The organism is Amycolatopsis sp. NPDC059657 (assembly GCF_042734395.1).
In the GTDB taxonomy this organism is placed as follows: domain Bacteria; phylum Actinomycetota; class Actinomycetes; order Mycobacteriales; family Pseudonocardiaceae; genus Amycolatopsis.
In genome coordinates, this window is sequence record NZ_JBHWEB010000186.1 from 1 (window position 1) to 13,155 (window position 13,155).

The window sequence follows — 13,155 nt, forward strand, 5'->3', positions numbered from 1 at the left end:
CGCCGGCCACATTCCCCTGCCCGCACAACCACCACAAGATCAGCAACCACGAAAACGATCACCAGAAAACAACCGGTGGATCCAGGCTGAGCGACACATACGCCCCGTTCATTCCGTGCACCCCACCCCAAGAAAGCAGGCAAATGCGACATTGCGGGCGAGATTCGGCCGCTTGCGTCCTTTGCGGACGTTAAATGCTTGCGGTCGGGCCATCGACGACGGCCCGACCGACTCGGGTTTCACCTGCTCACGTGCCGATGGACAACGCAGGCCAAGCCTTAACTCCCCAGTATCGCGTTAGAACCGTCGGCAACACTCACGACCGTCGGTATGGTCGAGCGCATGGAGTTCCTGGCACCCGTGGCCACGTTTCTCAGTCTGCCCCTCTTTCTGGCGGCGTTCGCCTGGTACGCCGTGCGTGCCCGCCGCGCAGGCAGTGGGCAGTCGCTGATGGGGCCGTTCGAGGAGATCTGGGATCCGATCGCGCACAAGACGAACATCGAGATCCAGATCGAGGCCCAGCGGAGCCCGGAGACGCCCTCGCCAGGAGACCCACCTGCCGATCTGGGCATCAAACGGGCGTGATCGTCCACTTACGACCGGGGCAGCTACGCGGTTTTGACAATGGGTGGCATTATCGGCCCGGTGACCAGCGCCCCCGAGAGCCCGGCTCCCGCGAAGAAGCCGAAGTTCAGGATCTCCTCGATCGAGGTCCTATGCGCCATCCTGCTGATCGCGATCCTCGCCCAGACCCAGCTCCAAGGGGTACTCGACGTCCCCGCCCTGCGCACCGGCTCGACTGTGTTCGTCGCCGTCTGCGTCCAGGCGCTCCCGTTCCTGGTGCTCGGCGTGCTCATCAGCGGCGCGATCGCGGCCTTCGTGCCCGCCAGGGTGCTGGAGAAGGTCCTGCCGAAGAAGCAGGGCGCGGCGGTCGGCGTCGCTGGCCTGGCCGGAGTCGCGTTGCCCGGCTGCGAATGCGCGTCCGTGCCGGTCGCGCGCAGGCTGATGGGCCAGGGCGTGGCACCCGCGGCGGCGTTGACGTTCCTGCTGGCGGCGCCCGCGGTGAACCCGGTCGTCATGGTCGCCACCGCGGTCGCGTTCCCCGGCAAACCGGAGATGGTCGCCGCCCGTTTCGTCGGCTCCCTGTTCACGGCGATGGTCATGGGCTGGCTGTGGGCCCGCTGGGGCAAACTCGAGTGGATCACCGAGCGCGCGCTGCGCAGGCTGCCCGATGTCGAACCCGGCTCACGCTGGAAGACCTTCGTGGAGACCGCCCGCACCGATCTGGTCGAAGCAGGTGGTTTCCTCGTACTCGGCGCGCTCATTTCGTCGGCCATGGGCGTGCTCGTGCCGCACCAGTGGTTCGGCGTCCTCAGCGAGCAGATCGTCCTGGGCATCTTGGTGATGGCGGTCCTCGCGGTCGTGCTCGCGTTGTGCAGCGAGGCCGACGCGTTCGTCGCGGCCTCGTTCTCGGCGTTGCCGTTGCTGCCCAAGCTGGTGTTCTTGGTGGTCGGCCCGGCGGTCGACGTGAAGCTGTTCGCCTTGCAGGCCGGAACGTTCGGCAAGTCCTTCGCGTCCCGGTTCGCCCCGGTGACGTTCATCGTCGCGATCCTGTGCGCCATCGGAGCGGGAGTGGTGTTCCTGTGAAACGCGAAACCCAGAACATCCTGTTGATCCTGCTCGGCGGCGCGCTGCTCAAGATCGCCTTCAACGGCGACTACCTGCGCTACGTCAAGCCAGCCCAGCAACCCTGGATCATCGCGGGCGGCGGTGTCATGGTCGCATTGGGCCTGCTGGCGATCCTGCGTGACTTAAGGGAAAAGGTCTCCCAGCACGACGGCCACCACCATTCGGCCCGCTCGGCTTGGTTGCTGATGGTCCCGGTGTTGGCGGTCTTCTTGGTCGCCCCACCGGCTTTGGGCGCCGACTCGGTCACCCGCACCGAAGCCCGCGCGCCCCAGTCGGCCGCCACCCAGGACGCGGCCGCCTTCCCGCCTTTGCCAGCGGGCGATGTCGTCCCGCTGAGCATGTCGGCTTTCGTGAGCCGTGCGGGCTGGGACGGCAACGGGACCTTGAACGGCCGCACGATCTCGCTGTCGGGCTTCATCGTCCACTCGGCCGACGGAACGATGCTCGCCCGCATGGTGATCAGTTGCTGCGCGGCAGACGCGTACCCGGTGACCACCCGCCTGCTCGGCGACGTCTCCGGCTTCGCGAGCGACTCGTGGGTCGAGGTGACCGGCCAGGCTGTGCCCGGCACGGCCAAGAAGGACAACAGCTACACGCCGGACTTCACGGTCGCGACGATCCACCGCATCGACACCCCCAAAGACCCTTACGAGTACTAGGCGTCCCGCTGGATGGGGCATTCGAGTTCCGGAATGCGCCAATGGGGTGGTCTGGACCTGCTTGTGAGTAATTGCCGCTTTTTGCGCTGGACTGGCCGACTTGTCACCGGTTAGGTTTGAACCCGATCTTGAGGGGATCACGAATCGTCGGGGTGGGTGAACCTCTTTCAGTGAGGTTGTCGGTTCGGTGGGGGAGGGGTTTTTGTCATGCGCAAAACCATGTCGGCTATGGCTGTTTGCCTGGCGCTGATTGTCTCGTTTTCGATTCCAGGCCAGGCTTTCGCTCACTCCTATTCGGCGCAGGACAAAGCAGCGGCGGATCGTGCGCTGGTGAACTGGATCGCGATGAAGGATTCGCGGTCCGTTGTTCGCGCTGTGGCGTGGTCGGCGTTGCTCTCAGAGGATCAACCCGGCGCGGTGGAACGTTTTCTGACTTCTGAGTACGACTTTGCGAAAGGCTTGGCGGCGCAGTCGGCTCAGCAGAACCTCGACTTCGTCGAGCGCGTGCTGGCAACCTATCTCGCGGAGTTCGCGCCCACCGTGCACGCGGCGGCGCGGCGAGCGCTGAACGGTACCGATGGCGATCGTGAATTCTTTGTCGCTACTGGCTTCGCGGCGGCAGAGGCGCAGGACAGGACGGTTCGCGACACGGCAGGTGAACATGCTCGCGCGCTGGTCCAAGCAGACCGGGATTACGTGCGGGGCTTGGCGCAGAGCGACCCGGGAGCGACGGTTCGGAACGCGGCAAGTTGGGCGGTGCGGCCCGGTGCGACCGACACGGACATGGTCGAGTTCTTCGCATACGGATGGACTAGCGGAGCGAAGGTCGACATCGACGTTTACCACGCTCAGGCGTCGGATTCCGATGTGGCATGGCGCAGGTCGGTGAGCCGCCTCGCCGGCGAGGCTCGGGCAGCGGAGCAGGCCGCGCGGGAAGCGTCGGCGGAGTTCGCTGAAGCGGCACGGGCGGAGGCCGCCGCGGCGTGGCGCGAAGTGGGGGCCCGAACCGCGCCTGCGAGGTCGGCATGGGCGGAAGCCCAGGAAATCTCGGCGCGCCAAGCTGACAACTGGCAGGCAGTGGCCGAAAAGGCGGCGGCAGCGGCTGGGCCGAACTGGCAGGCGATCACCGGCCCGGCGCAGGTGACCAGGCAGGACTGGATGACCGAGCAGGAGTTCGCGGCGGAACAGACACGCCAATGGAACGAGCTGCTCGCGCAGGCCCGCGCCGGTGAACAGCGAATGAGTCGCTGACTTTCTACGTTTCTTCCGCACGTTCATTGGCGTGCGTGAATTCGGCGTGCTTGAAAGAGGGGTAGAAGCATGGGTATTTCAGGCATACGCAGAGCTTTCTTGGCGAGCTTGACGTTGGTGGTACTCGCTGCAGGAGTACAGCCGGTCGAAGCGGTCCCAACGAGGAACAGCAAACCTGCGCTCACGGCTGCACCGGCGTCGAATGATGAGCCGCGGCCGATTCCGCCTTCCCTGTACAAGGAGTGGGCGGGGTTGGACATCACCGGGGATCCTCGGCTGCGGAACCTCGTCGCCGACATCGCTGAACTGGACCCTGAGCCAGAGGTGCGTGACGCCGCACATGCCGCGCTCGCCGGCGATGACGCGGCCATCATGACCTTCCTCAGCGAAGGTGAAGACGTGGCACGGGCGGCCGCCAACGCCCGCAAGGCTGACACCGCACGACGCGACAAAACGGCTGTCGAGGCATTGACCGGCACCGGCGGGCCGATCTTCAACGCCGAGGTCACCAGGGTGCTCGCGGGCACCGATGGTGATCGCGCGGAGTTTCTGGCGTACGGCAAGGACGTCGCGAAGCTTCGTGATGAGCAGAACGTGCGTGCTGCCCGTGAGTTGGCGGACCAGCTGCGGTCGCGTGTCTCGATGTTGACGTCAGTTGGTGGCGTGGAGGTCCGCCGAGCCGCTCAGGTGGCGTTGGAGGCCGGCGATGCGGCGATCGCTGAGTTCCTGAGGTCTGGATACGCGGCGGCTGCGAAACTCGATGCCGCCGCGCGCGAGGCGTACATCAAAGAACTCGACGAGCGGAACAAGGCTGCGGACGCCTTGTCCGACCTGGCCAAGAAGGCGGCGCGGGCGTCGACTGCGCGGCGGAACCTGCTCGTCGCGCACGGCACTGCGGTGCGCGCGTTGCAGCGGGTGTCGAACGCCTTGATCAACACCGCGACCCAGGCACGTCAGGCTGAGCAGATCCTCGCGGCGAACGCGGCGGGAGGGCAGCATCCGCCGTCGGCGTTCGACGTGGTCAAGGCCGAGGCCGCTCGGCAGGTGGGCTATGCCGTCCAAGCAGCAGCTGAGGCACAGCAGGCATCCGCGTCGGCGACGATCGAAGCCAACGTCCTGGTCGAAACCGGGCTGACCTATGGCACGCAATGGGCTCAGATGGCCCAGGGGATGGAGGCGGCTACCCGCGCCGCGACAGGCGCAGCCCAGACAGCTCAGCACGCGATCGACGCGACCGCTGCGGTGGACGCGGCGCGCGACGCGGCCGACAAAGCGGTCAAGCACGCCGAGCAGGCTAGGCAGTGGCGCCTGCACGCCGAGGAGCACGCGCGGGCGGCGGCTTCGGTCGCCGAATCCGCCCGAGTCCAGGCTGTCGCAGCTCAAGATGCGGCGGCAAGAGCCAAGGCCGCCCGTGTAGCCGCCGAGCAGGCCGAGCAGCAGGCATGGGCCGCGGCGGCTCGAACTCGCGAGCAGCGGCTGATCGCGGAACGTGAACAGGGCAAGGCTGCTGCGGCCCGCGCCATCGCGGAGCAGGAACGTGGCAAGGCGGCCGATGCGCGCGGCCGTGCGGACGCACAAGCGAAAGTGGCCGCCGACGCACGTGGCCAGGCGGACGCTCAGGCCGCGGTCGCTGCCGGAGCCCGCGCACGCGCGGAGGAGCAAGACCGGATCGCCGGGCGTGCGGATGTCAACGCCCACAATGAGGAGGCGAACGCTGCTGGTTCACGCGATCGTGCGGTGGCCGCGGAACAGGCTCAACGGGTAGCTGAGGCGAAAGCCCAGGCACTGGAAGCGGCAGCCGCGCATGCGCGTGGTGGTCCCTATGCTCAGCAAGCCCAGGATGCGGCCAATCAGGCTCGAGCGGAAGCGAACACCGCGACCAACGCGGCTATCGCCGCTCGAGCCGCGGCGAACAACGCGACCGCTGCTGCCGCTCTCGCACGCGCGGCAGCGACCGAAGCGACGCGCGCAGCTGCCCGTGCCCGTGCTGCGGCTGCCGATGCTCAGGCAGCTGCGGCACGCGCGACTCAAGCCGCTCGACAGGCAGAAGTCGAGGCAGCGGCGACACACGCTTTCGCTCAGCAATCCAATGTGAAAGCCGCCGAAGCGACGGTTGCGGAAGCGCAGGCTGCTGAAGCATCCCAAGCCGCGACGCGGCTGGCCGAGCAAGCCGCGTCCGAGGCGCAGCAGTCTCTGCTGGCCGCCAACCGCACCAAGGCCGAGGCGGATGCCGCCTCGGCGGAGTCGGTATCCGCTGCGACACAGGCGGGCATCGCGGTGAAGGCGTCGCTGGCTGCGCGAGCGTCGTCTGCCGGAATCATCGAGCCGGCCAACACCGCGATCAACATCGTCGCGCCCTTCACCGGCAGTGATGTCAACGCCGACTTCGTGGTCGTGGTCGCCGAGCAAGCCCGCGCTGTCGGTGCCGAGCAGGCACGAGCCGCCGAGCAACGCGCGGCCGAGGCAGGTGTCGCCGCACAACGCGCAGCCGACGCGGCGGCTCGCGCTGCCGCAGAGGTCAAGCCCGCCTACGACGCGGCTGCCGCTGCGGCAGCATCGGCAGCCGCCGCCTCTCGCTCGGCTGCCGAAGCTCAAGCGGCCGCAGCCGCCGCAGCGATCGATGGCGCCGCCGCCCGTGACGCGGGCGCACGTGCGAATCAAGCCGATGCCCAAGCTCGCGGTGACGCCGCCGCGGCCCGCGTGGCGGCCAATGCCGCGAACAACGACGCGGCCATCGCGGGTCGCAACGCCACGGCTGCTGAGGCGGAAGCCGCGGCCGCCCGCGATGCGGCTTCCCGGGCGGAGGCGGACGCTGCGGCCGCGCGTGATGCGGCTTCCCGAGCCGAGGCTGATGCCGCCGCTGCCCGCGCTGCTGCGGCGTCTGCCCAGCAGCATGCGGACAACGCGGCTAAGGCCGCAGAGAACGCCAAGGAGAGCGCCTCCGAAGGGCAAAAGGCAGCCGATCGCGCAGAGGAAGCCGCACGTAAGGCGGAAGAGGAAGCGCGGCGAAAAGCTCATGAAGAGAACTCGCAAGAGCTGCCGGACTTGACACCAGATGAGGTCGCAGCTCTGTCTTCTTCGGAAGAGGGCCGCAAGCATTTAGAAGAATATCGTCAGGCTCAGCACGACTCTGCGAACGGTGGAGGTGTCACAGCCTTCCTGGTGGAAATCGGCGCGGAAGTCATTCTCGAAGTCATCGGCTGGCGTGATGCACAGCGTTGCTTCGGTGAAGGCGATATCGAGTCCTGCCTGTGGACCGTGCTCAACGTCGCTTCCGTTGTGTCTATCTTCTTGAAGCTGCCCAGCGTGACTGCGGCCGTTGTCAAGATCGTCAAGAACATCTTTAAGTTCGCCAGTAAATCCGAGAAGTTTCGGTCGATCTTCATGAAGGCCCGCAAGGTGCTCGACTTCCTCTGGAAGTGGTGTAAACGCCTCGGCAGCGTCCCTTCCGTCAAGAGCAAGGCGGACTTACCTGACTTCACCTGTGGCCTCATGGACTACGACGGAGGCGGTATGGCATCGGTTGCGGTAGAGGCACGCTACGGTACAGGTTATGGTGAAAATGGCAGAAACGTAGCCGTTGCCTATGTATCGGGTTGGGTCAACGCTGACGGCAAATATCCAAATATGGTCATCGGGTTCAGCGGCCAAGGTGGTAATAGCAACTATCACTCGGAAGATCACATTCTTGATCAGCTTCGCGGTGCTGGTCGCGATGTATCGCAGATTGAAGCGGTTTACAGTGAGCGCCAGCCTTGCCCGGTTTGCGAAGATAAGTTGGTTAGGAAGTTAAAGGCGGGGGCCAAGGTGTCATTCTCTGTTCCATGGGGGAGTGATGGGGAGTTGAACAAGCTCTACAGTAAGACATTGAATGACTATATTAAGCGAGCGTTCTTCAGGCGTGGCTGGCGCAGCAGTGCGGGTATGGTCGATGCCGCTGCGCCGTCGGAACCGACAGTTGTAGGTGCGCCTCGGTGAACTATCAGCCCCGACGAGTCGGTCAGGTCGAGCAGCAGAGAATTCGTGCCGTCGCAGTCAGAGTGGAGGAAGCTTTGCGTGAGGCTGGGCTTCCGATGAACGAAAACCATCAGGGGCTTGACTATCAGGGTGGAGTTGAAATAGAGGTCGATCTATTTGATGGTGTGAGCGGCGTCTACGTCGACTGGAGTGTCTCGTCGGGGTGGTACGAGGAGGTGCGCCCTCGCGCCCTGTTGGGGGACGCGGGCGATCCGAGGTTTCGGCAGCTGAATTTGGCTGAATCTGCGATGAGGTTGGCTATTGCTTCCATTCTTGAAGCATCCGGCCTCTGTGTCGAGTCGGACCGAGACGATATGAGGCCGTTGGCTCTGTTTGTTTCGGATAGAAATCGATCCGAGGAAGAGGGAGGAGAAGAGAAGTGAGATCTACGGCCTGTTTGGTATTGACGGCAACAGTTTCCGTACTGCTGGCGGGTATGCCCGGTGTCGCACATTCTGCACCCGGGGCGGTGGCCAAGGTGGTGCAGAACGCTCCGGCGGTCGCGGCGGCCGGAGCTACAGTGGAAGAAAAGGCGAAGGCCGCGGCGGTGCTGGGCCTGGTGCCGAGTTCGGATCTACTCGTGCTGAGTGACAAGAACTTCGTGGTCGCCTTGTGGCGTAAGGCGGTGGAGCGGCCGGATCAGTTGCCGGAACTTCGCGCATCGGCTGAGCTGGCATTCGCGGGGTCCGATTTCGAGTGCACTCAATGGATCAAGACTGGGATCCATGAGGCGTACGCTCGTGACGTCGCGCGCCAGAAACGTGACGCCGACACTGCTCGTGCGGCACGCGACCTCAAGCTGCGCGCGGCGGCGTCAATTCAATGGACCCCATCTAATGAAGAGTCCATTGCCAACTATAAGGACTTCACCTTCATGCTGTGGGAGCGGCAGACAGGGCCGAAAATGAAGGCGGCTGCCCGGGCTGCGTTCGATGGGTCCGAGGCCGCGCAGAAGGACTTCCTCGCTAACGGCATCTTCGTGACGGTGGCGCAGGATAAGCAAGACAAGATCGATGCTGACGATCAGGCCACGGCCGAAGAGAAGGCCCGTCAGGCCGCTCGCAACGCCAAGGCAAAGGCGATGGCCCAGGTGATCGGGTTCATCGCGCCGGCCGGCATGCTCGAGCTGTCCGACGACAACTTCGTTCGCGAGATCATGAATAGGGCGGTTCTGGACAGTGAGGTCGCGGTCGCCGCAGGGCGCGCCTATCGCAGTACGAGCCCTGTCGACTGGAAGCTGTTCATTGATAAGGGAATCTACGAAGCCAACGTCCGGGACAAGGACAACTTCAATCGTAAGGTGGTTGAAGCGAACCGGCGTCGGGCGCTTGAAATTCAGGCCAAGGCCCAGAGTAGTCGCATGCATCCAAATCAGGTTGCTGCTGCGAAAGCCGCTCTTGCTGGAACTGACGACGATGTTGATAATTTTCTGAGAATTGGACAGTACGAAAGTGCTGTCCAGTCACTGTCGAATATCTACCGTCGGGAGTTTCTTTCCGTTGGATTGCCTAGTCGGTCTGCGCTTGCCACCAGAGGGCAATTTACAGGTGACCTGGCTGCTGTGGTCAGCGAAGCAAGCTGGACGATTATTCCAGGCTTGGCTAGTTCAGAATGTCATTCGATGGAGTGGTCTGGCCATCCTGGCTATTATCTCCATGTCAACGAGGATCATCATGCCGAAGCTGCGCCTAGTGATGCCAGCGACAAGTTTCGGCGGGATGCGACTTGGTGTGTTAGGTCTAGTCGTCTTGATAGTCGCTATATATCACTTGAGTCGCTAGGCTTTCCGGGTAGATTTCTTAGGAAGTCTGGCGGTGGCGTGTATGCGGCAATAAAGGGCACGGTCGGTTGCATTCCAGCCGGGCAGGGCGATCCGTGGCCGGCTGCCCGTTCGAATCTCACGCCGACGGCGTCGGAGGAGCCATGCTCTGATTCATATGCTGGCTTCGACGGAGATACCAGCTGGTTGGCTGACGTGCCGCAGCCAAAAGTCGTCTCCGACATCATGTATCGCTGGCTCTATGACAGCAGGATGAAGCCTCAAATCGGGTCGCCTGTCGGAGATGAGCAGGTGGATGGTTCTGTTCACTATCAGGAGTTTGACAGTGGGCGTCTCTACTGGGCTAAAGGAAGTCAAGTTCGAGAGATGGATGGGTTTATCCTGGAGGCCTATCTCGCACTTGGCGGGCATGCGTTCCAGGCTCTCGGGGTGCCGATTACGGACGAAAGCGGTACTCCGGACGATCGAGGTCGTTTCAATCACTTCGCCAACGGTGGTTCGATCTATTGGACACCGGAGACTTGGGCGCATGTCGTCTATGGGCCTATTCGGACAAAATGGGCATCGATGGGTTGGGAGACATCATGGCTCGGGTACCCGACGAGTGATGAGTTTGACATACCTGGTGGTCGGCGAAGCGAGTTCGAGGGTGGTCATATCGACTGGGACCCGGTAGCCAAGAAAGCCACTGCTTACCGGAATTGAGTGCACAAGCACTGAGGCTGCCGGTGTCGCTGGCCGCCTCAGTGCTTGTTGCAGGTGCCGACGATTTCGACCGTGTGGCTGATCTCGGAGAAGCCGTGCGTCGAGGCGATTTTCTCGGCCCAGCGCTCGACGGCGGGGCCTTCGACCTCCACCGTGTGGCCGCAGACGCGGCACACGAGGTGGTGGTGATGGTGCGAGGAGCAACGGCGGTAGATGGCCTCGCCGGAGTCGGTGCGGAGCACGTCGATCTCGCCGGCCTCGGACAGTGACTGCAGGGTGCGGTACACCGTGGTCAGCCCGATGCCGTCGCCACGCTTGCGGAGCTCGTCGTGCAGCTCCTGGGCGGAGCGGAAGTCGTCGATCTCGTTGAGCAGCTCGACGACGGCAGCGCGCTGCTTGGTGGAACGGCGGCCGGGGACCGGTGCCGCGCTGCGGGCGGCGGAGCTCATGGTCACTTACCCTCCTGGACGTGCGCGACCGCGTCGACCACGATGTGCGCGAGGTGATCATCCACCAGGCGGTAGACGACCTCGCGCCCGCGCCGCTCACCCTCGACCACACCCGCCGTCTTCAGCACGCGCAGGTGCTGGCTGATCAGCGGCTGCGCGACGTCGAGCGCGTCGACCAGCTCGTGGACGCAGCGGTCCTCATCGCGCAACTGTAGAACGATCGCGATCCGCACCGGCGCGGCCAGCGCGCGCAGCAGATCACCCGCGTCCGACAGTGTCTTCGCCGAGGTCGTGGGGCCCTGTGACGACAGCTGACGTGCGGGGGAATGCACTTCAGCCTCGCCGGGCAGTCCCGCCGGGACCGCGCCCGAACTCACAGTGCCCATGTCGTCACTCCAGCCTTGTTAGACATGATTTTCGCAGTCATAGTCAACAACCGCGTTCCCCATCCTAGTGTTCCCACAGTCAGGGGATGGTTACTCGGCAGTGCGCCGACCTTCGTACTACTCCGATCGAGTGAGTTGGCCACCAATTTGGTGTAACACTGCCGAGGTGATCGCAGACAGTGCAAAGTAGTTGCGGATCACTGCGCCTTGGGGCCGCCCGGACAGAGGGAAGACATGACTCGTTTCGCCACGAAACTCGCCACGGTGACGGCTTGCTCGCTCTTGGTCGCCGCGCCCATCGCCAGCGCGCAGGAGACCGAGAAGGCCACCGCGCCGGAGTCGTACGCGAACATCGCAGGCATCCAGACCGGCGAATCCGTCTTCCCCGTCGTTGAAGACAACAAGGACGCTACCGGCTACTCCGCCGAGGTCTCGCCTTCGCTGACCGAACCGGGCAAGAACACCCTGCCGGCCGAGCGGTTGACTCTGCCGCAGGACTCGCTGGACTTCGGCACCGACACGAGCGACAAGAAGTACGCCTTCCACACCAAAGAAGAGATGGACAAGCATCTCGGCGAGCACTACCAGCTCAACCTCGGTTCGTTCGATGACGGGAAGAGCCCGTTCCCCGATGGCATCGCGAGCACCAAGTTCTCCGGTTCGACCGAGTTGCAGGACACGCACGTTCCCTCGGCCTCGACTGAGGGCAACTTCGCCCTGAGGGATCTTCAGCTCAAGGGCGATGCGGCTACTGACCAGACCGTTCTGGTGATCCAAGGTGCCAAGAGCAGCGTGGAGTGCGAGAGCAAGGACAAGCAGACCGCGTCGACGACCGCGGACAAGATTTACGTTCGCGAGAGCGACGGGCTTCAGCCGCAGCTCATGCCTACCGAGAAGCCGCTGGAGCTGAAGGGCCTGTCCTTCGGCGCGCCGAAGGATCTGACGGTGACAGGCACGGACGTCGATCCGGCATTGACCAAGTCGGATGTCACGATCTCGAAGCTGACCAAGTTCGACGACCTCATCAAGCAGAAGGAGTGGCGGAAGGGCGACATCAACGCTGCCGCCGGCTGGGAGGTCAAGATCGTTACTCACGTGTTCAAGGACGCCGCTACCGAACTCCGGACGGACGACCGGTTCGTCACCCGGTACGTGCTTGGTGGCGTGAGCTGCTCCCTGCCGAGCGACTTCGAGCCCGAGGTCGTGCCGACCGCCGTTCCCGCCGGTTACGCCTCGCCTGCCGCGCCTGGTGAGAGCGGCACCTCGCCCGTCGGCTTCGCCTTGCTCGGCGCTGGTGCGCTGCTCGCCGGTGGTGCCGCCTTCGTGGTGCGCCGCCGCCGTCACGACCACTGATGATCGAACCGCCGAACGAGACCGCGCCCCAGCCACGGAAGAAGTGGCTGGCGGCGGGGCTCGGCCTGCTCGCGGTGGGTGTGCTCACGACCGGTGTGCTCGTGCTCCAGCCCGAACCCGCGCCGAAGGCGAGCGAGCCGATCGCCTCCATCGAGCCGTCGGCGGAACCCGTTCCCACGCCTGATCCGACCGTCGCCTCCAAGGTCGCGGCGAGTGTCGATGCCGCGCCGGGACAGAAGCCGGGCACGATCTTGCTGCCAGGCGGCGGGACCGCGAAGCTGGTGCGTGTCGAGGTGACCAAGAAGGCCGTGCTGCCGATTCCGCAGGGGCTTGACGAGGCCGCTTGGTGGGGCGCCAAGCTCGGGGCTGACAAGGGCGCCGCTCTCCTGTCCGGGCATGTGAACTGGGCAGGCAAAAAGGGCCCGTTCGACGTGCTGTGGTCCATGTCCAACGGGCAGGAAGTGACCGTCATGGACACCGCGGGCGGGAAGTGGGTCTACCGGGTCAGCAGCGTCGTCACGCTCCACAAGAACGACCTTCCGAAGCAGGCCAGGGCACTGTTCGGGCAGAGCGGGCCGCATCGGCTCGTTCTCGTCACCTGCGGTGGGGACTATGTCGGCGGGACGCAGGGGTACCGGGACAACCGGGTCGTGACCGCGGAGCTCATCTCCAGGCCTTAGCGGGGTCGTGAGTGTTCCCGACGGTTATTGAGCGGAAGGGCAGATGTGGCGCGCTCCGGACAGGCTGGCAGGGTCTTCACTTCGCGAGGCTCGGACGGGCCGCGAGTGGTGGGGGGGGGGGGGGCGACCCGCGCGCGGCACCCACCACCCCCCGGCAGAGAAGGCGGTGAGAAAGGGTGGGGGGAC

Annotated in this window: 11 protein-coding genes; 9 read left to right on the top strand and 2 right to left on the bottom strand. The window is 64.5% G+C overall.

The features are described from left to right. Positions 1-342: 342 nt before the first annotated feature. The 7 genes from ACFV15_RS45640 (at position 343) to ACFV15_RS45670 (ending at position 10,101) form a co-directional block, all read left to right on the top strand. On the top strand, positions 343-585 hold the full coding sequence (locus ACFV15_RS45640; protein WP_378359436.1) for a hypothetical protein: 243 nt from the start codon (positions 343-345) through the stop codon (positions 583-585). Between the two features lie 39 nt (positions 586-624). After that, positions 625-1,647: a permease gene (locus tag ACFV15_RS45645; protein ID WP_378359437.1), complete on the top strand. Its 1,023-nt coding sequence runs from the start codon at positions 625-627 to the stop codon at positions 1,645-1,647. Further along, complete coding sequence (locus ACFV15_RS45650) at positions 1,644-2,348, top strand: TIGR03943 family putative permease subunit (RefSeq protein WP_378359439.1); 705 nt, start codon at positions 1,644-1,646, stop codon at positions 2,346-2,348. Before ACFV15_RS45645 ends, ACFV15_RS45650 begins: the two co-directional genes overlap by 4 nt. Positions 2,349-2,555: 207 nt before the next feature. Beyond that, positions 2,556-3,599 (top strand): hypothetical protein, encoded by a 1,044-nt coding sequence (locus ACFV15_RS45655; protein WP_378359441.1) that lies wholly within the window; start codon positions 2,556-2,558, stop codon positions 3,597-3,599. A 252-nt stretch (positions 3,600-3,851) separates the two neighbouring features. Further along, positions 3,852-7,577, top strand: a complete 3,726-nt coding sequence (locus tag ACFV15_RS45660) for a nucleic acid/nucleotide deaminase domain-containing protein (protein ID WP_378359443.1) — start codon at positions 3,852-3,854, stop codon at positions 7,575-7,577. Continuing rightward, the gene (locus tag ACFV15_RS45665; protein WP_378359445.1) at positions 7,574-7,999 is read left to right on the top strand and encodes a hypothetical protein; all 426 of its coding nucleotides are present in this window, start codon (positions 7,574-7,576) and stop codon (positions 7,997-7,999) included. The genes ACFV15_RS45660 and ACFV15_RS45665 overlap by 4 nt, the downstream gene beginning before the upstream one ends. Continuing rightward, the gene (locus ACFV15_RS45670) at positions 7,996-10,101 is read left to right on the top strand and encodes an AbfB domain-containing protein (RefSeq protein WP_378359446.1); all 2,106 of its coding nucleotides are present in this window, start codon (positions 7,996-7,998) and stop codon (positions 10,099-10,101) included. Before ACFV15_RS45665 ends, ACFV15_RS45670 begins: the two co-directional genes overlap by 4 nt. A gap of 38 nt (positions 10,102-10,139) precedes the next feature. Here the strand turns inward: ACFV15_RS45670 and ACFV15_RS45675 are convergent, their stop codons facing one another. Together ACFV15_RS45675 and ACFV15_RS45680 are read right to left on the bottom strand one after the other, a co-directional pair. Further along, positions 10,140-10,550 (bottom strand): Fur family transcriptional regulator, encoded by a 411-nt coding sequence (locus ACFV15_RS45675; RefSeq protein ID WP_378359452.1) that lies wholly within the window; start codon positions 10,548-10,550, stop codon positions 10,140-10,142. A 2-nt stretch (positions 10,551-10,552) separates the two neighbouring features. Then, the gene (locus ACFV15_RS45680) at positions 10,553-10,936 is read right to left on the bottom strand and encodes an ArsR/SmtB family transcription factor (RefSeq protein WP_378359448.1); all 384 of its coding nucleotides are present in this window, start codon (positions 10,934-10,936) and stop codon (positions 10,553-10,555) included. A gap of 234 nt (positions 10,937-11,170) precedes the next feature. Here ACFV15_RS45680 and ACFV15_RS45685 point away from each other — a divergent pair, with 234 nt between their 5' ends. Together ACFV15_RS45685 and ACFV15_RS45690 are read left to right on the top strand one after the other, a co-directional pair. Further along, on the top strand, positions 11,171-12,289 hold the full coding sequence (locus ACFV15_RS45685) for an LPXTG cell wall anchor domain-containing protein (protein ID WP_378359450.1): 1,119 nt from the start codon (positions 11,171-11,173) through the stop codon (positions 12,287-12,289). Continuing rightward, complete coding sequence (locus ACFV15_RS45690; RefSeq protein ID WP_378359451.1) at positions 12,289-12,969, top strand: sortase domain-bontaining protein; 681 nt, start codon at positions 12,289-12,291, stop codon at positions 12,967-12,969. The genes ACFV15_RS45685 and ACFV15_RS45690 overlap by 1 nt, the downstream gene beginning before the upstream one ends. The last annotated feature ends 186 nt before the right edge of the window (positions 12,970-13,155 follow it).